We start from the raw sequence: 20,967 nt of genomic DNA, 5'->3' as shown, positions 1-20,967 counted from the left end.
AAAGGCCGTTACGGTAGAGGAAGGGCCTTGGCCTTTCAAGACGACGGGCTAGTCTGCAGCGGGTACCCATCCGGAGAAGAACGCCATGCGTCGGTTGATCCCGCTCCTGCTGCTCGCCCCGCTGCTGGCCGAGGCCCGGCTGCCCCTGGAACAGATCCGGCTGCCACCGGGTTTTCGCATCGAGGTGCTCAGCGACGAGGTGCCCAACGCCCGGGAAATGGCCTGGGGCGAGGACGGCACCCTGTTCGTCGGCAGCAACGCCGCCGGCAACGTCTATGCAGTAGACCCGGGCAACGGTCGCGCACGCATCATCGCCAAGGGCCTACAGATGCCCGTGGGCGTCGCCTTCCACGAGGGCGACCTCTATGTGTCGGCGGTCAGCCGCATCCTCCGCCTGCGCGACATCGAGTCGCGGCTGGACGCGCCACCCAGCCCCGAGCAAGTCGGCCCGGACTTCCCCACGGAGACCCACCATGGCTGGAAGTTCATTGCCTTCGGCCCGGACGGCAAGCTGTACGTGCCGGTGGGCGCGCCCTGCAACGTCTGCGAGCGCGACCCGGACCTGTACGCTGCCCTGCACCGCATGAACCCCGACGGCAGCGGGCTGGAGCTGGTGGCCCGGGGCATCCGCAACACCGTCGGCTTCGACTGGCACCCGAAGACCGGGCAACTGTGGTTCAGCGACAACGGCCGCGACCTGATGGGGGACGACGTGCCGGACTGCGAACTCAACCGGATCAGCACCACCAACCCGCATTTCGGTTTCCCCTACTGCCACGCCGGCACGGTGGCCGACCCGCAATTCGGCGGGCGGGCCTGCAGCGAATTCGTGCCGCCAGTGGCCAGGCTCGGACCCCACGTGGCCCCGCTGGGCCTGCGCTTCTACACGGGCACGCAGTTCCCGGCGGCGTACCGCGACAACCTGTTCATCGCCGAGCACGGCTCATGGAACCGCAGCCAGAAGATCGGCTACCGCATCAAGCGCGTGGAACTGAATGGGGACGGCAGCCTGAAACGCCAGAGCGTGTTCGCCGAAGGCTGGCTGCAGGGGCAGCAGGCCTGGGGTCGGCCTGCCGATGTGCTGGTGGCCCCGGACGGGTCGCTGCTGGTGAGCGACGACCAGGCCGGGGCGATCTACCGCATTCGCTACGAGGCCGATCAGGCGCGCTGATCGGCGGGTTGCGGCAGGCGGGGCAGGCGCTCCGCCAGGCCCTCCTGGAACAGCTGGTTGCTGCGCTCCAGCTCGCCCATGTGCGCCAGCAGGCGTGCCAGCTCGCCACACAGTTCCGGCTCGCGGCCGAAGCTCAGGCCCGTCTCGAAGTAGTCGCGGGCCTTGCCCCACAGGCTGTTCTGCAGGCTCAGGCGGCCCAGGGTGAGGAACAGCACCGGATCGCCCGGCTGCTCCTTGAGGAAGCCCTCGGCGGTCTGCAGCTGGCGCGCCGGGTCAGCCCCGCGCAGGCGGCCGTAGAAGCGCACCAGCTCGCGGTCGTAGCCGCGCTTGAGGGCGATGCGCACGGCTTCCTCGGCTTCGGGCTCGGCGCCCAGGTGGCGCAGCTGCTCGGCAAAGGCCAGCACCAGGCGCGGTTCGGCACGCTGGTCGGCAGACAGGTGCTGCCAGGCCTGGATCAGGGGATTGAGGGCGTTCTCGCCCTCGTTCAAGCCGGCCTGCCCGGCATGCACCAGGCGCTCGCTCCAGGCATTCAGTTCCAGCTGGGCGATCTCCGACTCCGGCAGGGCCTTGTTCTTGCGCAGCTCCGGGACGAGCCCCACCAGGGCCGCCAGGTCGCCGCGCTGGCGCTGCAGCTGGACCAGCTGGCGCAGCACCTGGTGGTGCTTGGGGTGGTGCTCGTGCATGGCCTTGAGGGTGTCGAGCGCGCCATTCAGGTCGCCACGCTCCTGCTGCAGCTCGGCATGGGCCAGGGCGATGGCCAGTTCAGCCTGGGGCTGGCGCTCCAGGGCCCGCTCCAGCAGTTGGTCGCTCTCTTCGTACTGGCCGATGCGGTTGGCCGCGCGGGCCGCGCCCAGGTAGAACATCAGCGGTTGCGGATCCGCCTCGGCGGCGCGGCGCAGGTGGCGCAGCGCACGGGCCCAGCGGCCTTCGGCCAGGTCGAGCAGGCCCTGCTCCGAGGCCAGGCGCACGCGGCGCCGGGCATTGCGTCGCGACCAGGGGTTGATCACCCCGCCGGAGACGAAGATCAGGCTCAGCACCAGGCGTACGCCCCACACCAGCAGCGCGAGCACGGCTACCAGGGCGAGGAAGGCCCAGAGGCTGGATTCATAGCGGAAGCCCTTGTAGGCGAACAGCACGTAGCCGGGGTGCTGGACCACGGCGACGCCCACCAGGGCGACCGCAGCGGCCACCAGCAGAAGGATCAGGACGATGCGTCTCATTGGCCCTGGCCCTCCGCTGCCGGCGTGTCTTCGAGGTCCTGGCCGGCGGCCGGCTCAGCCTGCGCCGGGGCCTTGGCCTGGCCCTTGGGCTCGGCGATGCGCTGGCCACGGGCGAGGTAGGCCTGGACGGCCTCCAGGGCCGGGGCCAGGTCCGGCGTGCTGACTTCGACCGGCTGCTCGGCGAGCTCGCCAAGGCGGGCCATGAGGGCGCGGCTCTCGGGGTTCTCATCGTTGAACTGGGTGTCCAGCACGTCCCGGGCCTGCTTCAGCGCCTGCTGGTAGACCTGGGTCTGGCCGTGCAGCGCCGCCCACTGGGCCTGCTCCAGGGCCAGGGAGAGGGCCAGGCGGACCTGGGACAGGCCCTGGCCGCTGAGCAGCGGCTTGATGTTCTGGTCGGCATCGAACTGGATGCGGAAGTAGTGGGAAAGCTTCTCCAGCCATTCGCCCCACCAGCTGCCGCCGTCGCCTTCGGCGGCCATGTTGCGCAGCACGCCGCCCTTGTCCTCGAAAGCCGGGGCCAGGGGCTGCAGGCTGGCAGCCTGCTCGCGCAGGGCGCAGAGCTGGAGGAACAGGCCGGTGCGGTCCGGCTGCGGGGTGGTGCGCAGGGCTTCGAGGCTGCGGGAAAGCTGCTCGCGGGCGCCGAAGGCGGCCGGGTCGTCCTGCTCGCGGAGGATGTCGTCGGCGGCTTCCACCAGGGCCTTGGCGCTGGTGATGTCCTGCAGGGCGGAGAGGCGCAGGCTGGCCAGGCGCAGCAGGTGCTCGGCCTCGGCCAGGCGCCAGTCCTTGCGGCTGGCGCCGAGGACGCTTTCCACCCGCTGGCTCAGGCGCTGCTGGTCGTTCTGCAGGTTGGCCAGCAGGCGGCGACGCTCGTCCAGCTCCTCGGGGGTCGGCAGGCGGTCGATGCGCTCGGCCAGGCGCTTGTCGCTCTGTTCCAGGCTCTGGGCGCGCCCCTGGGCGTCCTGCACCAGGCTTTGCTGCTGCTGGTCACGGGCCTCGATGGCGTGCAGTTGCCAGAGGCTCCAGCCGCCGACGCCGGAACCGGCGGCGCCGATGAGCAGGGCGAGAAGGGCAAGGCCGTTGCCTCGCGCGGCGGGCTTGCCGGTGGGGGGCACGACGGCCTCGGAAGCCGGGGATTGCTGCTCGGGTTTCACCAGGTCTGCTTCGCTCACGTATCCATCCTTTGCATCAGGGGGCCGGGGCTGGTTGGTTCTCCAGTGCCGCCAAAAGAGCCGCGGCGCTGGCACCGCGGCAATCCACAACATCAAGCGCCCCAGCGTCCCGGGCCCACTGGGCCACTCGGGGGCTGGGAACGAACAAGGGTAGACGGGCCAGGTGCGGCCAGGCGTCGGCCGCCAGCTCCAGCAAGTGCTGGAGGCCCTGCCCACTGCTGACCACCAGGCCGTTCAGGCGTTCCGCCTGGATGAGGCGCGGCAGGACGCCTTCCGGGTAGGCCGGCAAACGGCGGCGGTAGAGTTCCAGATAGTCCACCGAGGCGCCTTGGCCGCGCAAACGTTCGCCCAGGAATTCTCGGCCACCCTCGCCCCGCATGATCAATACACGGGGCGCCGGGCCGGCGAGTACCTCGGTGAAACGGGGCAGGGCCAGCAGGGCTTCGCTGTCGTCGCCGTCGGTTGGCCAATGCACGTCGAGCCCACGCTCGGCCAGCACCTGGCCGGTGGCGGCGCCGACGCTGAACCACACCGGGCCGGCAGGCGGCTGCGGCCAATGGCGGTCCATGCGGGCCAGCCCGAGGCGCGCGGCCGGTTTGCTGACCACGACGATGGCGTTGTAACGGTCGAGTTCGAGGAGAGACTGGCTTTGCCCGGGGGCTTCGTCCAGCGGCTCGATCTCCAGCAGCGGGAGGCAGGCGCTGTGCACGCCCCGGGCGGCCAGCAGGGCGGCCAGGGCTTCACTGTCGTCGCGAGGACGGGTGATCAGCAGGCGCCAGCCTGTCACGGATGGCCAGCCTCGCCATAGACCGCCTTGAGGATGGTTTCCGCGCCCTGGCCGAGCAGGTCTTCGGCCACGCGCACGCCCAGTTGCTCGGCTTCATCCGCCGGCGCGCGGGACTCGGCACGCAGCAGTTGGCTGCCATCGGGCTGGCCCACCAGGCCGCGCAGCCAGAGCTGGTCGCCCTCGAGCACGGCGTAGCAGGCGATGGGCACCTGGCAACCGCCATTGAGGCGCTTGTTGAGGGCCCGCTCGGCGCTCACCCGTACGGCGGTGTCGCGGTGGTGCAGCGGAGCGAGCAGGGCGTGCACTTCGGCATCGGCGGTGCGGCACTCGATGCCCACGGCACCCTGGCCGCCAGCGGGCAGGCTGTCGTCGACGCTGATGGAGGAGCGGATGCGGTCCTCGAAGCCCAGGCGGATCAGGCCGGCGGCAGCGAGGATGATGGCGTCGTACTCGCCGGCGTCCAGCTTGGCCAGGCGGGTGTTCACGTTGCCGCGCAGGAAGTGGATGCGCAGGTCCGGGCGACGGGCCAGCAATTGGGCCTGGCGGCGCAGGCTGGAGGTGCCGACGATGCTGCCGGCGGGCAGGGCCTCGAGGCTGTCGAAACGGTTGGAGACGAAGGCGTCGCGCGGGTCTTCACGCTCGCAGATGCAGAACAGGCCCAGGCCCTCGGGGAAGTCCATCGGCACGTCCTTCATGGAGTGCACGGCGATGTCGGCCTCGTTCTCCAGCAGGGCGGTTTCCAGTTCCTTCACGAACAGGCCCTTGCCACCGATCTTCGCCAGCGGCGCGTCGAGCAGCTTGTCGCCCCGGCTGACCATGGGCACCAGGCTGACGCGCAGGCCGGGATGGGCCTGTTCCAGGGCGGACTTGACGTATTCGGCCTGCCACAGGGCCAGGGCACTCTTGCGGGTGGCAATGCGGATTTCGCGGGGCATGTAGGAATTCCGGAAGCGAGACTGCCCGGCATGATAACAGGCCACGCACGACCGGCGCGCGAGGCAAGGCTCGCGCGCCGGCGGCGGTTGGTCAGAGGTTGTGCATCAGCTTGCGCACACCCGCCACATGGCGACGGCTGACGGTAAGCGCATCGCCATTGAGTCCCTTGAGGTAGAGCTGGAAGTGCCCGAGCGGGGTGCGCTGGAGCCGCTCGATGCGCTCGCGGGCCACCAGGGCGTTGCGGTGGATGCGCACGAAGCGGTCGCCGAACTCGTCCTCCAGCGCCTTGAGCGGCTCGTCCAGCAGCACCTCGCCCTGCTCGTGGCGCAGGGTCACGTACTTGTGGTCGGCGATGAAGTAGATCACCTGGTCCAGCGGGATCAGCTCGATGCCCTTGCGGGTCCGCGCGCTGATGTGGGAGCGCGGTCCCACGCCACTTTCCGCAGCCGGGCGGGTGAGGGCAGCCAGTTGCACCCGATTGGGCCGCTCGGCCTTCTTCAGTGCATCGGCCAGGGCCTCGGGCCGGACGGGCTTGACCAGGTAGCCCACGGCGCTGACCTGGAAGGCATCCAGGGCGAACTCGTCATGGGCGGTGCAGAAGATCACGGCCGGCGGTGCCTCTTTCTCGCACAGCCGCGCGGCGACCTGCAGGCCATCGAGCCCGGGCATGCGGATGTCGAGCAACACGACATCCGGCTTCAGGCTGTCGATCAGGGTGAGAGCCTCCTCGCCATTGGTGGCGGCGGGCTCCAGGACTCGGTAGCCATCGAGCTCTCCGACCAGGCGGCTGAGGCGCTCTCGGGCAAGTGGTTCGTCATCGACGATCAGGACATTCATATTGCTCGGGCTTCCTGCGTGAGTCTCGCACAAGGATAGCGTAGACAGGTGAAGTGGCGACCGTCACGGCGCTCCACGCTGAGACTGGCTCCGGGGCCGAAAAGTGCCGTGAGTCGGGCATCAATGTTGGTCAGTGCCTGATGGGTTCCGCGCGAAGGCCGGTTTTCCGCCCCTTCATCGAAGGGATTGCTCACGCGGAGCAGGAACACCCCATCCTGGTACTCGGCTTCGACCCGCACCAGCCCACCCTCGATCCGCGGCTGGATGCCATAGATCAGGGCATTTTCCAGCAGCGGCTGCAGTGTGAGTTGCGGAATCGGCAAATCATCAGGCACATCGTCAACCTGCCACTCCAACTGTAGCCGTTCTCCGAGACGATATTGCTCGATCGAGAGATAGCGCCTGGCCAGTTCCAGCTCATCGCTCCAGCGCACCAGGGTGCCGGGCTTGGCCAGGCTGGCACGGAACAGGTCGGAGAGGTCCAGCACCGCCTGTTCCGCCTTCACCGGGTCGATGGCGACCAGGCTGGCGATGCTGTTGAGGCTGTTGAAGAGGAAGTGCGGGCGGATGCGCGCCTGCAGGGATTCGATGCGCGCCTTCAGTTCGGCCTGCTGCTGACGCCGCCACTGGCTCTGCAGGTAGAAGTAGCGCAGCACCAGGGTCGACATGATCAGGCTGATGAGCCCGTGGCGCAGGTAGAGGTTCACTTCCCCGGCCCTTGGCAGCGGCCCGCCGAGTTCGTAGTAGTCCGCCACGGCGGTGCAGGCCAGGGTCAGCCCCACCACGAGGAGCGAGCAGGCGATACCGGCGGTGGCCGGGCTCAGCCGGGCGAGGAATGGCCGCAGGCGGCACAGCAACGCCGCCGACAGCAGGACGATCCACTGCACGAACAACGAGGTCAGCGCCAAGCGGATCCAGTTGAAGTCCGGCACCAGCGGTTCGGCGAGCACCAGCACCAGCACCAGCAGCTCCGCCAGCAGCACCAGGCCGAGCAGGGCCTCCGGCTGGCAGAGCTCCGGCAGGAAGAAGTCATCGTCGGGGGCGGCTGTGCGGCCCTGGGCAGGGGATCGTGGCATCCGGGCAGTGTTACCGGGCGGCGCATGGCCAGCAAGCCGGCACACACTCGCCGGGCGAAATCGATCACCGAAACGCCGACACGACTGCAAATCTGTGAAGCACCCGACACTCCCCGGCCGGTCGGCCGCGCCATCGGGGCACGCCGGTTTTGCCGGCAAGGCTGCTATCATCGCCCCCCATCACGGCCCTCGGCCTTCCTTCACCGCCAGCTATCGAGCCCAGTCATGAGCACCGACAAGACCAACCAGTCCTGGGGCGGCCGCTTCAGCGAGCCCGTCGACGCCTTCGTCGCCCGCTTCACCGCCTCCGTCGACTTCGACAAGCGCCTCTACCGCCACGACATCATGGGCTCCATCGCCCACGCCACCATGCTGGCCGAGGCCGGCGTGCTGACCGTCGAAGAGCGCGATGCCATCGAGCAGGGGCTGAAGGAAATCCAGGCCGAGATCGAAGCCGGCACCTTCGAGTGGCGCGTCGACCTGGAAGACGTGCACATGAACATCGAGGCCCGGCTGACCGACCGCATCGGCATCACCGGCAAGAAACTGCACACCGGCCGCTCGCGCAACGACCAGGTGGCCACCGACATCCGCTTGTGGCTGCGTGACGAGATCGACCTGATCCTCGCCGAGCTGACCCGCCTGCAAGAGGGCCTGCTGGGCCTGGCGGAAGCCGAGGCGGACACCATCATGCCCGGCTTCACCCACCTGCAGACTGCCCAGCCGGTCACCTTCGGCCACCACCTGCTGGCCTGGTTCGAGATGCTCAGCCGCGACCACGAGCGCCTGGTGGACTGCCGCAAGCGGGTCAACCGCATGCCCCTGGGCAGCGCCGCCCTGGCCGGCACCACCTACCCGATCCAGCGCGAAGTCACCTGCCGCCTGCTGGGCTTCGAAGCCATCTCCGGCAACTCCTTGGACGGCGTCTCCGACCGTGACTTCGCCATCGAATTCTGCGCCGCCGCCTCCCTGGCGATGATGCACCTGTCGCGCTTCTCCGAGGAGCTGGTGCTCTGGACCAGCGCCCAGTTCCAGTTCATCGACCTGCCCGACCGCTTCTGCACCGGCTCCTCGATCATGCCGCAGAAGAAGAACCCCGACGTGCCCGAGCTGGTGCGCGGCAAGTCCGGTCGCGTGTTCGGCCACCTGGCCGGCCTGCTGACCCTGATGAAAGGCCAGCCGCTGGCCTACAACAAGGACAACCAGGAGGACAAGGAGCCGCTGTTCGACGCCGCCGACACCCTGCGCGACTCGCTCCGCGCCTTCGCCGACATGGTCCCGGCCATCAAGCCCAAGCGCGAGGTCATGCGCGAAGCGGCCCGTCGCGGCTTCTCCACCGCCACCGACCTGGCCGACTACCTGGTGCGCAAGGGCCTGCCCTTCCGCGACTGCCACGAGATCGTCGGCCATGCCGTGAAGTACGGCGTCGAGTCCGGCAAGGACCTGGCCGAGATGAGCCTCGACGAACTGCGCCGCTTCAGCGACCAGATCGGCGACGACGTGTTCGCCGTGCTGACCCTGGAAGGCTCGGTCAACGCCCGCGACCACATCGGCGGCACCGCCCCGAACCAGGTCCGCGCCGCCGTTGCCCGTGGCCGCCAGCTGCTGGCCAGCCGCTGAGGCAACGGGACACGAAAACGCCGGCATCAGCCGGCGTTTTCATTTCCAGCCCAGAACACTCAGCCCTGGGTCCGCGCCTTGATCATTGCCAGGAACGCCGGCATGTCCTGCGCCTTGTCCTCGGCGATGCGCTGCACGTGGGGGTTCTGCGCCAGTTGCTGAAGCAGCGCGCGGGCGGCCGGCAGTTCGGCCAGGAAGTCGACGCCCATCACCTTGCGGCCCACCTCGTAGGCGAGGTCGACGCTGTAGAGGAAATACAGGTCCGCCAGGGTCAGCGTTTCGCCCGCCACGAAGGGCGCGAAGCGAGCATGACGCCCCAGCGTCGCGAAACCGGCGGTCAGCTCGACACGGGCCTTCTCGCGAATGGCCTCGGGCACCTCCACACCGAAGAACGCCTGCATGTGGCAGGTGCGTGCCGGCAGCTCGATGTACAGCTCGATTTCCCGGCACAGGGCACGGACCACCGCACGGGCATACAGGTCGTCAGGCAGCAGCGGGTGCTCGGGGAAGCGCTCCTCCAGGTAGTCGAGGATGGCGCTGGTCTCGTTGATGAAACCGTGCTCGGTCTCCAGCACCGGCACCTTGCCGCGTGGGCTGCAGGCGAGGAAGGCCGGCTCCTGGCTGGCGTGAACCTTCACTTCCTCGAAGGGCAGGCCTTTTTCCAGCAGGGCCAGCTTGACCATGTTGTAGTAGTTGCTGACGCAGAATCCGTGGAGCTTGAGCATGGGGCCTCCTGGGCCAGTGCGTGGACCGGCCAGTTATAGCCGTGGCATCGGTGGCCTGCCAGTTGCATCGATCCGGTGAATGGACGGCGGCGACCTGCCGGCCGCCGTGGCACACTGCGCATCCGAACCGAACAGGAACCCGCCATGAGCGAACACGACGACAGCGAAGAAGCCTTCGCCGAGGAAACCCTGATCCAGGCCGTGGAGAACCAGATCGAGGCCGGCGAGCCCGCTGCGGCAAAGGCCACCTTCAACAAGCTGACCCTGGTGGGCTACGAGCGCGAGGAATGCCTGCAGATGATGGCCCTGGTGCTGGCCTGCGCCATCCAGCGCCTGGAGGCCGACCAGCCTTTCGACATGGCCTGGTATGAAAGCGCACTGCGGGCCCTGCCGGACCTGCCGGAAGAAGCGCAGGATTGATCCAGGCCACGGCTTGCGCGGGCTGCCGCCGCTAGCATCACGCCCTCATCCCCCACAGGAGCCCCTGCATGGCCAAGCGTTCGGCGTGCCCGTTCCGGGGCCTTCTTCGCCTGGGCCTGCTCCTGTTGTTTGTGGCTGGCGGCCACGTGGCAAAGGCGGAGCCGCTGCAAGTGGGCGCCGAGGATGACTGGTACCCCTACACCGCCTGGCGGGACGGGCGCATCCAGGGCATGTCCGCCGACATCGTGCGGGCGGCATTCGCCGCCGTGGGCGAGGACGTGGAGCTGGTGCCCTATCCCTACGCACGCTGCATGCAACTGGCCCAGTCCGGACGCCTGGCCGCCTGCTTCAACACCGCGCCCAATGCCGAGATCGAGCGTGACTACCTGCTGCCCCGGCACCCGCTGTTCCGCGATGACATCCTGCTCTGGGCCCCCAGCTACCGCGCCACGCCGGTGACCGACCTCGGCCAGCTCGCCGGTCGGCGGGTCGCCGTGACGGTGGGCTACGAGTACGGCGAAACCTTCGACCGCCTGGCCGACGTGGTGCGCGTGACGGTGCGCAAGGACATCAGCGGTTTCCTGATGCTGCAGCACGACCGCGTCGACTACGTGGCCGCCTACCGCGGCACCACCGAGGCGCTGGTACGCGACAATCCCGAGCTGCGCGGGTTGTTCACCGCTGTCGCCACCCTGCACCGGCCCGAACTCTACCTGTCCTTCTCACGACAGCATCCGGGGGCGCCGGCCCTGTTGCAGCGCTTCGACGAGGGCATGGCGATCATCCAGGACAACGGCCGCTACCGCGCGATTCTGTCGCAGTGGGGCGTGGGCGGCTGAATCCGCATCTACACTCTCCGGGAGCCGGCCCGTCCGAAGGCCGGTACAGGACGACCAGGAGCCCCACATGACGTCGTACACCCCCGAATTGATCGCCGAGCTGGAACTGCTGACCCTGTTCAACCTGGACAACACCCAGGAAGGCCTCAAGGTCCACAACAACGCTGCCCCCAGCCTGATCGAGGCCGCCTTGCGCCTGCACCACAAGGGCCTGCTGACCCAGCCCGATGGCGGCTACCTCACCAGCCTCGGCCTGGACGCAGCCGAACACGCACAAGGCCTGCTGACCATCCTCACGACCGCACCCGCCCTTTCGAACTGACCCCGCGACGTCTCGCCCCGCACCGCCCCTGCCCGCCGGCATCGCCGGCTGGTAGGCTGTGCGCATTCTTCCGGCAGACGCTTCGATGACCCGCACCCAGGAAATCCGCCCCGACATCGACGACGGCATCGACCGCAAGGTCCTGACCCAGCTGCGCGCGCGCTTCCTGAAGGTCAACGCCGGTCGGCTCGAACGCGCCCTGCTCGGTCTCTCCAGCCGCCAGCAGATGGTGCTGCGCCTGCTGCCCCTGCTGTTCCACGTCAACCACCCGCTGTTGCCGGGCTACGTCTCGGGGCAGACCCCTGCCGGGGTCAGCGGCTACGAGCCGGACGACGACGTGCTCGCCGAAGCCCAGCGCCTGACCCGCTCGTTCGCCTACAAGGGCCGCCGCGGTTCGGCGCCGACACCGATCCAGGGCCTGTTCCTGATGGGCAGCCTGGGCACCGTGGCCCAGGCCGAGCAGAGCGACATGGATCTGTGGGTCTGCCACGACCCGGAGCTGCCGGCACCGGCCATCGCCGAGCTGCGCCGCAAGTGCGACCTGCTTGAGGCCTGGGCCGCGACCCTGGGCGCCGAGGCGCACTTCTTCCTGATCGACCCCCAGCGCTTCGTGGTGGGCGACCGCGAGACCCACCTCACCTCCGACGATTGCGGCACCACCCAGCACTACCTGCTGCTGGACGAGTTCTACCGCACCGCCATCTGGCTCGGCGGGCGCACGCCGCTGTGGTGGCTGGTGCCGGTGTACGAGGAAGGGCGCTACGCCGACTACACCGCCAAGCTGCTGTCGCGCCGCTTCATCCGTGCCGAGGAAGTGCTGGACCTGGGGCACCTGTCGCACATCCCCGTGGGCGAGTTCGTCGGCGCCGGCATGTGGCAGCTGTTCAAGGGCATCGAGTCGCCCTACAAGTCGGTGCTCAAGCTGCTGTTGACCGAGGTCTACGCCAGCGAGCACCCGAAGGTGCAGTGCCTGTCGCTGCGCTTCAAGCAGGCGGTGTACGCCAACCACCTGGACCTGGACGAGCTCGACCCGTACATCGTGATCTACCGCCGGCTGGAGGAATACCTGCTGGCCCGGGGCGAGCGCGAGCGCCTGGAGCTGATCCGCCGCTGCCTCTACCTGAAGATCGACAAGAAGCTCAGCCGCCCGCCACGCAACCGCGCCAAGAGCTGGCAACGCCTGCTGTTCGAGCGCCTGACCCGGGAGTGGCGGTGGGATGACCGGCAACTGGCGCTGCTCGACAGCCGCAGCCAATGGAAGGTGCGCCAGGTGGGCACCGAGCGCCGGGCGCTGGTCAACGAGCTGACCTACAGCTACCGCTTCCTCTCCGAATTCGCCCGCGCCCAGCATGCCATCAGCTCGCTCAACAGCCGCGACCTGGGCGTGCTCGGCCGTCGCCTGTACGCCGCCTTCGAACGCAAGGCGGGCAAGGTGGAGTTCATCAACCCCGGCATCGCCCCGGACCTGGCCGAGGACACCCTCACCCTGGCTCAGAGCCCGAGCCCCGAGCGCGAAGGCGAGACCCTCTGGGCGCTCTACCCGGGTAGCCTCAACGCCCTCGAATGGCGCGACTTCGCCCCGATCAAGCGGGCCCGCGAACTGGTTGAACTGCTGGCCTGGTGTCACCGCAACGGGGTGATCGACGCCTCAACGCGCCTGTCCCTGCACCCGGGCGACAGCGACCTCACCGAGTACGAGCTGTCCAACCTGGTCAGCAGCCTGCAGCAGGGCTTCCCGCTGCCGCTGCCGATGGTGGACGAGGCCGCGCTGCTGCGGCCGAGCGTGCCGCGCCAGGTGCTGCTGCTGGTGAACGTGGGCATCGATCCGCTGAAGCAGCACAGCCAGATGAACCTGCACATGACCACCGAGCGCACCGATTCGCTCGGCTACGCCGGCTCGCGGGAGAACCTGGTGCTGACCCTCGACCAGGTGACCCTGAACAGCTGGAACGAGCTGCTGGTGACCCGCTACGACGGGCCCTACGCCCCGCTGGACTGCCTGCGCGAATTCCTCAACAGCGTGGACCCCGCTGCGCCACCGGACCTGCGGGTGCGCTGCTTCTGCCGCAACCGCGCGCAACCCATCGCCCAGCGGGTGGAGGATCTGTTCCTCGACACCCTCGCCCTGCTCGGCAACGGCCAGGTGACCCGCTACCTGCTGCAGGTGCAGCAGCAGTACCACGTGCTGGAACTGCTGCCGGGCCAAGTAGCCCACACCGCGCTGCCGGACATGCCGGCGCTGCTGGAACACCTGGGCGAGGACCTGCCGGCCTACAGCCCGTTGCAGCTGGATCGCTACGCCCTGGAGAACGAGGACCTGGCGCTGATCCTGCCGCTGGGGCGCCCGGGCTGCATCCAGGTGTTCTACCGCCAGGACGGCGAGACGGCGGAGCTCACGGTGCTCGACGAGCACAACGCCGTGTGGCGCCAGCGCCTGCCCTTCCGCGATCCGCAAAGTCTGCTGACGCCGCTGCAGCGCTTCCTGCAGTCGGTGCTCTACCGGCGCAACGCGCTGCTGCCGCTGGACCAACCGGCCCCGCAGAGCGGTCTTGAGGTTCTTTATTACGAGGTGCTGCCGTCGCCGCCCTTGCGCGCGCAGCAGGTGGAACGGCGGGTTGCGCCGCAGTCACCGGTGAGCCACCCGTTCTACGACGTGCAGGCGATCGTCGAGCCGCTGGACACGAACCGCGTCCACATCACGCTCTACTGCAACCACCGGGAGTTTTCCGAACTGGAATACGGCGGCGAGCTGTTCGCCGCCGTGGCGCGCCACATCCTCGCCCAGCGCAGCACCGCCGAGCGCTACCCCTGCTACATCACCGACCTGGACCTGTCGCGGGTCCTCGGCGAGGGGCATGCGCAGACGGTGCACTACCTGCGCTACAAGGCGGAGCTGGAACGGGAACTGAATCGGGCGCTGGGCCTGGCGTGACGCCAGGCCCGGAGGGGCTCAGCGGTCGTATTCGCCCGCAGCCTCGGGCTGGTACTCCACAGCCAGGAGCGTCAGCTTGAGGGTCTTGCCGCCGGGCACCGGCCAGTCGATGCCCTGCCCCACGGAGAGGCCGAGCAGCGCACTGCCCACCGGCGCCAGCACCGACACCTTGCCTTCGCCACCGGCGTCCTGGGGGTAGACCAGGGTCAGGTGGTAGTCCTTGCCACTGGCATCCTCGCGGCAATGCACGCGGGAATTCATGGTCACCACGCCCGGCGGCACCTCGTCGTGGCCCACCACCTGGGCGCGGGCGAGCTCCCGCTCCAGCGCCTCGGCGCCGGGGCCGAACTCCTCCAGTTCATCGAGCAGACGCTCCAGTCGCTGAAGGTCGAGGCGGGTGATGATGATCGAGGGTTGAGTGGTCATGGCAAATCCGATACTCCGGTTCCTAGGCTCGAAAAAGCGAAAACCCCGCCCGAAGGCGGGGTTTCCAGATGCTGTTCAGGCCGTACGCCATGGCGACGGCCCGACCGACACTACGTCACCACGGAGGCTCTTGGCAAGACCATCCGGTCATGGCCGTCGCGCCGCGAGGCGCTGGGCAGCGTCGCGGCAAATCTGCCGGCGACGGTCGTCGCTGGCTTCGCCCCACTGCAGAATCTCACTCAGGCTGCGCCCGCATCCGATGCAGATATCGGCGTCGTCCAGGCAGCAACGACGCACGCAGGGTGACGCGGGCCGAGGCTCGGGCGGCGGCTCAGAGCTCGTCGAACTCAAGGTCTTCGCCCGCCTGCTCGCGGGTCACGCGGGCGAGCAGTTCGCCCAGCGGCTCGTCGCTGGTGTCGCAGATCCAGCGTTGCGACTCCGCGTCGTAGTCGAAGTGGAAGCCGCCGGAGCGAGCCGCTACCCACAGCTGGCGCAGGGGCTCCTGGCGGCTGAGGATGACCTGGCTGCCGTTCTCGAAACGGATGGTGAGGACGCCCGCGCTGTTCTCCAGGTCCACGTCCAGGTCGCTGCCATCGAAGAGGTCCTCGACGGCCTCCTGGACTTCGTCGACCAGATCGTGGAAACGCGCTTCGCTCAAACTCATCGGATGTACCTCAGGAAAAATGGAAACGTGGGCGACCTTTCAGCGCCCGAGGTGACGACGGTACTCGCCTGGGCTCTGCCCGGTCCAGCGGCGGAAGGCCCGCGCCAGGGAGCCGGCCTCGCTGAAGCCGACCAGGAAGGCGATGTCGGCCAGCTCCAGGGCCGGATCGCGCAGATAATGCAGCACCAGTTGCTGCCGCGTCTCGTCCACCAGTTGGCTGAAGGTCAGGCCTGCGTCACGCAGGCGCCGCTGCAGGGTACGCGGGCTCAGGCCCAGGTCGGCGGCCAGGTGTTCCAGGTCGGCGCCGTCCTCGGCCAGGCGCCCGGCCAGTGCCAGGCGCGCCCGGTCGAGCACGCTCTGGCCCTGGCGCAACTCCCCCAGCAGGCGGTCGGCGTAGGCATCGAGCATCTGCCGGACGTGTGAGTCGGCCTGGCCCAAGGGCGTGGCCAGCAGGCGGCGGGGGAACACCAGGGCGTTGTCGGGTTGGCCGAACAGCACCGGGCAGCGGAATACCCGACGGTGCTCGGCGTCGTCGGCAGGCGCGGGATGCTGGAAGCGCACCTCGGTGGGCGGGATGTCGAGCCCGCTGATCCAGCGCCCGAAGGTGACCCAACCGGCCAGGGACTCCTCCGCCACCTGGTCGCGCAGCAGTGGCAGCGACGGCTCCCAGGCCAGCCGCACCAGGGGCTCCTGGCCGGCGCGCGGAGGCTCGTCATCCAGCTCTACCTGGCCGAGGTTGCCCACCAGGGCGGCATAGCGCGCCTGGCGGTGGAGGGCGTCGGAAAGGGTCGGGCAACTCATCAGCAGGTAGCCGAGCACGCCGTAGTAACCGGGGCGCACCGCCTCGCCCAGGTGCAGCCCCAGGCGTGGATCGTCCAGCCGCGCCATGGCCTGGCCCAGGAGTTCGAGATAGGCACTGGCGGCGATGCGCTGTTCGCGCTGAGCAAGGATGGAGGGGGTCAGCTGGATGCTGGCAAGGAAGGCCGCCGGCTCGATGCCGTGGCGCGCCACGTGGTCCACCAGGCCCTGGAGGTAGGCAACCGAAACCGAGCCGGCAAGGGGGGAAGAGGGGTCCATTCGGCCTCCGTTTTTGCCGCCCATCCTAGTGGCGCTAAAGCCCGTTTGGCTAGGCGCAGCGCCCGCCCGGCGGGTGTTTCGGCGCATAGGCAAGGCGATGGGTGGTCGGTATACTCCCGACCCAATTACGCATTGTTCAAGGATCTCGCCATGAAGCGGCTGCTCACCCCCATCGTTGCGCTCCTCGCTGTTGCCTGCCTGCTGGGCGGCTGTGGCCAGAAAGGCCCGCTGTACCTGCCTGACGACACCAAGTCCTCCTCCGAACACGCGCACTGAGGGGCCTAGATGGACGCTTTCACTTACCGCGACGGTGAGCTGTTCGCGGAAGGCGTGGCCTTGTCCGCCATCGCCTCGCGCTTCGGCACCCCCACCTACGTCTATTCCCGCGCGCACATCGAGGCGCAGTACCGCTCCTATGCCGATGCACTGCAGGGCGTGCCGCACCTGGTCTGCTACGCGGTCAAGGCCAACTCCAACCTGGCGGTGCTGAACCTGCTGGCGCGCCTGGGCTCGGGCTTCGACATCGTCTCCAGCGGTGAGCTGGAGCGCGTGCTGGCCGCCGGTGGCTCGGCTGACCGCATCGTCTTCTCCGGCGTCGGCAAGAGCCGCGACGACATGCGCCGCGCACTGGAAGTGGGCGTGCACTGCTTCAACGTGGAGTCGGTGGACGAGCTGGAGCGCCTGCAGGTGGTCGCCGCCGAGATGGACGTGAAAGCGCCGATCTCCCTGCGGGTGAACCCCGACGTGGACGCCGGCACCCACCCGTACATCTCCACCGGCCTGAAAGAGAACAAGTTCGGCATCGCCATCGAGCAGGCGGAGGCCGTCTACCTGCGCGCCGCCTCGCTGTCGAACCTGGACGTGATCGGCGTGGACTGCCACATCGGCTCCCAGCTGACCAGCCTGCCGCCCTTCCTCGACGCCCTCGACCGCCTGCTGGCACTGGTCGACCGCCTCGCCACCCAGGGCGTGCACATCCGCCACCTGGACCTCGGCGGTGGCCTCGGCGTGCGCTACAAGGACGAGCAGCCGCCCGTTGCCGGTGACTACATCAAGGCCGTGCGCGAGCGCATTGCCGGGCGTGACCTGGCGCTGGTGTTCGAGCCGGGCCGCTACATCGTCGCCAATGCCGGCGTGCTGCTGACCCAGGTGGAATACCTCAAGCACACCGAGCACAAGAACTTCGCCGTGATCGACGCGGCCATGAACGACCTGATCCGCCCGGCCCTGTACCAGGCCTGGATGGACGTGGTGCCGGTGCAGCCGCGCGACGGCGAGGCCCAGCGCTACGACCTGGTCGGCCCGATCTGCGAGACCGGCGACTTCCTCGCCAAGGACCGCGACCTGGCCCTGGCCGAGGGCGACCTGCTGGCCGTGCGCTCGGCCGGTGCCTACGGCTTCGTCATGAGCTCCAACTACAACACCCGCGGCCGGGCCGCCGAGGTGATGGTGGATGGGGAGCAGGCCTACGAAGTGCGTCGCCGCGAAACCCTCGAGGAACTCTACGCCGGCGAAAGCCTGCTTCCGGAGTAAGTCCATGCTGCTGCGTTTCACCAAGATGCACGGCCTGGGCAACGACTTCATGGTGCTCGACCTGGTCAGCCAGCACGCGCACATCCAGCCCAAGCACGCCAAGCAGTGGGGCGACCGCCACACCGGCATCGGCTTCGACCAGTTGCTGATCGTCGAGGCCCCCACCAACCCGGACGTGGATTTCCGCTACCGCATCTTCAACTCCGACGGCTCCGAGGTGGAGCAGTGCGGCAACGGCGCCCGCTGCTTCGCCCGCTTCGTGCTGGACAAGCGCCTGACCGTGAAGAAGCAGATCCGCGTCGAGACCAAGGCCGGCATCATCGAGCTGGATGTCCGCGCCGATGGCCAGGTCCGGGTCGACATGGGCCCGCCGCGCCTCGTGCCCCAGCAGATCCCCTTCGTCGCCGAGGCCGAGGCCCTGAGCTACCCGGTCGACGTGGACGGCCAGACCGTCCAGCTCGCCGCCGTGTCCATGGGCAACCCCCATGCCGTGCTGCGCGTCGAGGATGTGGACCGCGCCCCGGTCCACGAGCTGGGCCCGAAACTCGAACACCACCCGCGCTTCCCGCAGCGGGTCAACGTCGGCTTCCTGCAGGTCCAGGATCGCCACCAGGCCCGCCTGCGGGTCTGGGAGCGCGGTGCCGGGGAAACCCGCGCCTGTGGCACCGGCGCCTGTGCCGCCGCCGTCGCGGCCATTCGCCAGGGCTGGATGGACTCCCCCGTGCAGCTGGAGCTGCCGGGCGGCAAGCTGACCATCGAATGGGCCGGTCCCGGCCAGCCCGTGATGATGACCGGCCCGGCCGTACGCGTGTACGAAGGCCAGGTCCGCCTATGAACGAGCCGAGAGCATGAGCGAGAAGCACCCCGACGCGCCGCGCGCCCTCGATTCCGAGTCGGTCGCGGCTTACCTGCGTCAGCACCCGGAGTTCTTCGTCGACCACGAGGAGCTGATCCCCGAACTGCGCATCCCCCACCAGCCTGGCGAGGCCGTCTCGCTGGTGGAGCGCCAGGTGAAGCTGCTGCGCGAGCGCAACATCGAGATGCGCCACCGCCTGTCCCAGCTGATGGACGTGGCCCGCGACAACGACCGCCTGTTCGACAAGACCCGCCGCCTGGTGCTCGACCTGCTGGACGCCAATACGCTGGAGGAAGTGGTCGGCGCCATCGAGGACAGCCTGCGCCATGAGTTCCAGGTGCCCTTCGTCAGCCTGATCCTGTTCAGCGACAGCACCCTGCCGGTGGGCCGCAGCGTCTCCAGCGCCGAAGCGCACCAGGCCATCGGTGGCCTGCTGGTGGCGGGCAAGACCATCTGCGGCGTGCTGCGGGCCCACGAGCTGGAGTTCCTGTTCGGCGCGGAAGAGGGCACCAAGGTCGGCTCGGCCGCCGTCGTCTCCCTCAACCACCAGGGCCAGCACGGCCTGCTGGCCATCGGCAGCCCGGACCCGCAGCACTACAAGAGCTCCCTCGGCACCCTGTTCCTCAGCTACATCGCCGAAGTCCTGGCCCGGGTGCTGCCGCGCCACGCCACTCCGCTGCGCTCGGTGCGCTGAGCGCAGCGCGCCGGGAGGACCGATGAAGGCCGATCTGGAGCGCTACCTCGAACACCTGCGCAGTGAGCGCCAGGTTTCCCCGCACACGCTGGAAGGCTACCGGCGCGACCTGGAGAAGGTCGTGGCCCTGGCCGAAGGCTTCGGCCTCGATGACTGGACCACACTGCAACCCCGCCCGCTGCGCAGCATGGTGGCGCGCCTGCACCAGCAGGGGCAGTCTGCCCGCAGCCTCGCCCGCCTGCTCTCCGCCGTACGCGGCCTGTACCGCTACCTGATCCGCGAGGGCCGCTGCCGTCACGACCCGGCCAGCGGCATCAGCGCGCCCAAGGGCGAGCGACGCCTGCCCCGCACCCTGGATGCCGACCGCACCCAGCAGTTGCTGGATGGCGCAGTGGAAGACGAGTTCATGGCCCGCCGCGACCAGGCCATCCTCGAGCTGTTCTATTCCTCCGGCCTGCGCCTGTCGGAACTGGTGGGCCTGGACCTGGACCGCCTGGACCTGGCCGACGGCAGCGTGCGGGTGATCGGCAAGGGCAACAAGATCCGCGAGCTGCCCCTCGGGCGCATGGCGCGCCAGGCGCTGGAGCGCTGGCTGCCCCACCGCGCCAGCGTGTCCCCGGTGGACGGCGCCGTCTTCGTCACCCGCCAGGGGAGGCGCATCGGCCCCCGCGCCGTGCGCGAACGGGTGCGGGTGGCCGGGGTGCGCGAGCTGGGCCAGCACGTCCATCCGCACATGCTGCGGCACTCCTTCGCCAGCCACATGCTGGAGTCCTCCCAGGACCTGCGGGCGGTGCAGGAACTGCTCGGCCACGCCGACATCTCCACCACGCAGATCTACACCCACCTGGACTTCCAGCACCTGGCGGCGGTCTACGACAAGGCCCACCCCCGGGCACGACGCAACGGAGCCAAGGACGAGGAATGAGCATCCAACTGGTGACCTTCGACCTGGACAACACCCTATGGGACGTCTCGGTGGTGATGCAGGGCGCCGAAGCCGCCCTGCGCGAATGGCTTGGCAACGAGGCGCCGCGCCTGGGGCCCGTGCCGATCGAGCACCTGTGGGCGATCCGCGCCCGCCTGGTGGACGCCACCCCCGGGCTCAGGCACCGCCTGAGCGAGCTGCGCCGGCGCATCCTCTTCCATGCCCTGGAAGAGGCCGGTTATCCACAGGCCGAGGCCGCGGAGCTGGCGGAGGCCGGCTTCCAGGTGTTCCTGGCCGCGCGGCACCGCATCGACCTGTTCCCCGAGGTGCACCCGACCCTGGAGCGCCTGGCCAACCACTACCGGCTGGCGGTGATCACCAACGGCAACGCCGACGTCCGCCGCCTGGGCCTGGCGGACTACTTCCAGTTCGCCCTCTGCGCCGAGGAACTGGGCATCGGCAAGCCGGACCCGCACCCCTTCGAAGAAGCGCTGCGCCGTGCCGGCGTCCCCGCCGCCCAGGCGGTGCACATCGGCGATCACCCCAGCGACGACATCCAGGGCGCCCGCAATGCCGGCATGCGCGCGGTGTGGTTCAACCCCCAGGGCAAACCCTGGGACGGCGACGACCACCCCGACGCGGAGATTCGTACCCTGGACCAGCTACCCACACTGCTGGAGCGCTGGCACCGGGGCGCCTGACCCCGAATCGCAGGCATGAAAAAGCCCGCATCAAGCG

General features: G+C 69.0%; 23 protein-coding genes. 12 read left to right on the top strand and 11 right to left on the bottom strand.

The features are described 5' to 3' along the window. Positions 1 to 85: 85 nt before the first annotated feature. Positions 86 to 1,171, top strand: coding sequence for a PQQ-dependent sugar dehydrogenase (locus SZ55_RS02620; protein ID WP_044400854.1), 1,086 nt, complete (start codon positions 86 to 88; stop codon positions 1,169 to 1,171). Here SZ55_RS02620 and SZ55_RS02615 read toward each other — a convergent pair. From SZ55_RS02615 to SZ55_RS02590, 6 genes are all read right to left on the bottom strand, one after another. Continuing rightward, positions 1,159 to 2,391 carry a heme biosynthesis HemY N-terminal domain-containing protein gene (locus SZ55_RS02615; protein ID WP_044400851.1) on the bottom strand — a complete coding sequence of 411 codons (1,233 nt, stop codon included), beginning with the start codon at positions 2,389 to 2,391 and terminating at the stop codon, positions 1,159 to 1,161. The two genes, SZ55_RS02620 and SZ55_RS02615, sit on opposite strands and share 13 nt — an antisense overlap. Next, complete coding sequence (locus SZ55_RS02610) at positions 2,388 to 3,560, bottom strand: uroporphyrinogen-III C-methyltransferase (RefSeq protein ID WP_044400848.1); 1,173 nt, start codon at positions 3,558 to 3,560, stop codon at positions 2,388 to 2,390. Before SZ55_RS02610 ends, SZ55_RS02615 begins: the two co-directional genes overlap by 4 nt. Positions 3,561 to 3,576: 16 nt before the next feature. Further along, a complete protein-coding gene (locus SZ55_RS02605; RefSeq protein ID WP_044400845.1) occupies positions 3,577 to 4,347 on the bottom strand; it encodes a uroporphyrinogen-III synthase in 771 nt (256 codons plus the stop codon). Then, positions 4,344 to 5,282, bottom strand: a complete 939-nt coding sequence (gene hemC, locus SZ55_RS02600) for a hydroxymethylbilane synthase (protein ID WP_044400842.1) — start codon at positions 5,280 to 5,282, stop codon at positions 4,344 to 4,346. The genes SZ55_RS02605 and hemC overlap by 4 nt, the downstream gene beginning before the upstream one ends. 91 nt (positions 5,283 to 5,373) lie before the next feature. Then, positions 5,374 to 6,120, bottom strand: a complete 747-nt coding sequence (locus tag SZ55_RS02595) for a LytR/AlgR family response regulator transcription factor (RefSeq protein ID WP_044400839.1) — start codon at positions 6,118 to 6,120, stop codon at positions 5,374 to 5,376. Beyond that, positions 6,117 to 7,196 (bottom strand): sensor histidine kinase, encoded by a 1,080-nt coding sequence (locus SZ55_RS02590; protein ID WP_044400836.1) that lies wholly within the window; start codon positions 7,194 to 7,196, stop codon positions 6,117 to 6,119. Before SZ55_RS02590 ends, SZ55_RS02595 begins: the two co-directional genes overlap by 4 nt. A 225-nt stretch (positions 7,197 to 7,421) precedes the next feature. Between SZ55_RS02590 and argH the strand changes: the two genes are divergently transcribed. Then, positions 7,422 to 8,816, top strand: a complete 1,395-nt coding sequence (gene argH / locus SZ55_RS02585; RefSeq protein WP_044400833.1) for an argininosuccinate lyase — start codon at positions 7,422 to 7,424, stop codon at positions 8,814 to 8,816. A 59-nt stretch (positions 8,817 to 8,875) separates the two neighbouring features. Here argH and SZ55_RS02580 read toward each other — a convergent pair whose 3' ends face one another. Then, on the bottom strand, positions 8,876 to 9,541 hold the full coding sequence (locus tag SZ55_RS02580) for a glutathione S-transferase family protein (protein ID WP_044400830.1): 666 nt from the start codon (positions 9,539 to 9,541) through the stop codon (positions 8,876 to 8,878). Between the two features lie 144 nt (positions 9,542 to 9,685). Between SZ55_RS02580 and SZ55_RS02575 the strand changes: the two genes are divergently transcribed. The 4 genes from SZ55_RS02575 (at position 9,686) to SZ55_RS02560 (ending at position 14,054) form a co-directional block, all read left to right on the top strand. After that, positions 9,686 to 9,961, top strand: coding sequence for a hypothetical protein (locus SZ55_RS02575; protein WP_044400827.1), 276 nt, complete (start codon positions 9,686 to 9,688; stop codon positions 9,959 to 9,961). A gap of 68 nt (positions 9,962 to 10,029) precedes the next feature. Further along, complete coding sequence (locus SZ55_RS02570) at positions 10,030 to 10,800, top strand: substrate-binding periplasmic protein (protein ID WP_044400824.1); 771 nt, start codon at positions 10,030 to 10,032, stop codon at positions 10,798 to 10,800. A gap of 67 nt (positions 10,801 to 10,867) precedes the next feature. Beyond that, positions 10,868 to 11,122, top strand: coding sequence for a TIGR02647 family protein (locus tag SZ55_RS02565; protein ID WP_044400821.1), 255 nt, complete (start codon positions 10,868 to 10,870; stop codon positions 11,120 to 11,122). 85 nt (positions 11,123 to 11,207) lie between these two features. Next, positions 11,208 to 14,054 carry a class I adenylate cyclase gene (locus SZ55_RS02560; RefSeq protein WP_044400819.1) on the top strand — a complete coding sequence of 949 codons (2,847 nt, stop codon included), beginning with the start codon at positions 11,208 to 11,210 and terminating at the stop codon, positions 14,052 to 14,054. Positions 14,055 to 14,072: 18 nt separating this feature from the next. Here the strand turns inward: SZ55_RS02560 and rnk are convergent, their stop codons facing one another. From rnk to SZ55_RS02540, 4 genes are all read right to left on the bottom strand, one after another. Beyond that, a complete protein-coding gene (gene rnk / locus SZ55_RS02555; protein WP_044400812.1) occupies positions 14,073 to 14,480 on the bottom strand; it encodes a nucleoside diphosphate kinase regulator in 408 nt (135 codons plus the stop codon). Positions 14,481 to 14,627: 147 nt separating this feature from the next. Beyond that, complete coding sequence (locus tag SZ55_RS27245; protein WP_044400811.1) at positions 14,628 to 14,831, bottom strand: DUF1289 domain-containing protein; 204 nt, start codon at positions 14,829 to 14,831, stop codon at positions 14,628 to 14,630. Next, positions 14,812 to 15,144 (bottom strand): iron donor protein CyaY, encoded by a 333-nt coding sequence (gene cyaY / locus SZ55_RS02545; protein ID WP_044400810.1) that lies wholly within the window; start codon positions 15,142 to 15,144, stop codon positions 14,812 to 14,814. The genes SZ55_RS27245 and cyaY overlap by 20 nt, the downstream gene beginning before the upstream one ends. Positions 15,145 to 15,183: 39 nt before the next feature. Next, positions 15,184 to 16,221, bottom strand: coding sequence for an AraC family transcriptional regulator (locus tag SZ55_RS02540; protein ID WP_044400803.1), 1,038 nt, complete (start codon positions 16,219 to 16,221; stop codon positions 15,184 to 15,186). Positions 16,222 to 16,371: 150 nt separating this feature from the next. On the opposite strand from SZ55_RS02540, the gene lptM reads away from it, so the two are divergent. From lptM to SZ55_RS02515, 6 genes are read left to right on the top strand one after another with little or no spacing between them, the layout of a single operon-like run. Continuing rightward, positions 16,372 to 16,497 carry an LPS translocon maturation chaperone LptM gene (gene lptM / locus SZ55_RS27240; protein WP_074966982.1) on the top strand — a complete coding sequence of 42 codons (126 nt, stop codon included), beginning with the start codon at positions 16,372 to 16,374 and terminating at the stop codon, positions 16,495 to 16,497. Between the two features lie 9 nt (positions 16,498 to 16,506). Then, complete coding sequence (gene lysA / locus SZ55_RS02535; RefSeq protein WP_044400800.1) at positions 16,507 to 17,754, top strand: diaminopimelate decarboxylase; 1,248 nt, start codon at positions 16,507 to 16,509, stop codon at positions 17,752 to 17,754. A 4-nt stretch (positions 17,755 to 17,758) separates the two neighbouring features. Beyond that, complete coding sequence (dapF, locus tag SZ55_RS02530; protein WP_044400797.1) at positions 17,759 to 18,589, top strand: diaminopimelate epimerase; 831 nt, start codon at positions 17,759 to 17,761, stop codon at positions 18,587 to 18,589. Positions 18,590 to 18,602: 13 nt separating this feature from the next. After that, positions 18,603 to 19,304, top strand: coding sequence for a DUF484 family protein (locus SZ55_RS02525; RefSeq protein ID WP_044400793.1), 702 nt, complete (start codon positions 18,603 to 18,605; stop codon positions 19,302 to 19,304). Between the two features lie 22 nt (positions 19,305 to 19,326). Continuing rightward, entirely contained in the window at positions 19,327 to 20,229 is a 903-nt protein-coding gene (gene xerC / locus SZ55_RS02520) for a tyrosine recombinase XerC (RefSeq protein WP_044400790.1), read from the top strand. Next, a complete protein-coding gene (locus SZ55_RS02515) occupies positions 20,226 to 20,930 on the top strand; it encodes an HAD family hydrolase (RefSeq protein WP_044400787.1) in 705 nt (234 codons plus the stop codon). The genes xerC and SZ55_RS02515 overlap by 4 nt, the downstream gene beginning before the upstream one ends. The last annotated feature ends 37 nt before the right edge of the window (positions 20,931 to 20,967 follow it).

It is taken from the genome of Pseudomonas sp. FeS53a (genome assembly GCF_000931385.1).
GTDB lineage: Bacteria > Pseudomonadota > Gammaproteobacteria > Pseudomonadales > Pseudomonadaceae > Metapseudomonas > Metapseudomonas otitidis.
This window is presented reverse-complemented; position numbering and strand designations above follow the sequence as displayed.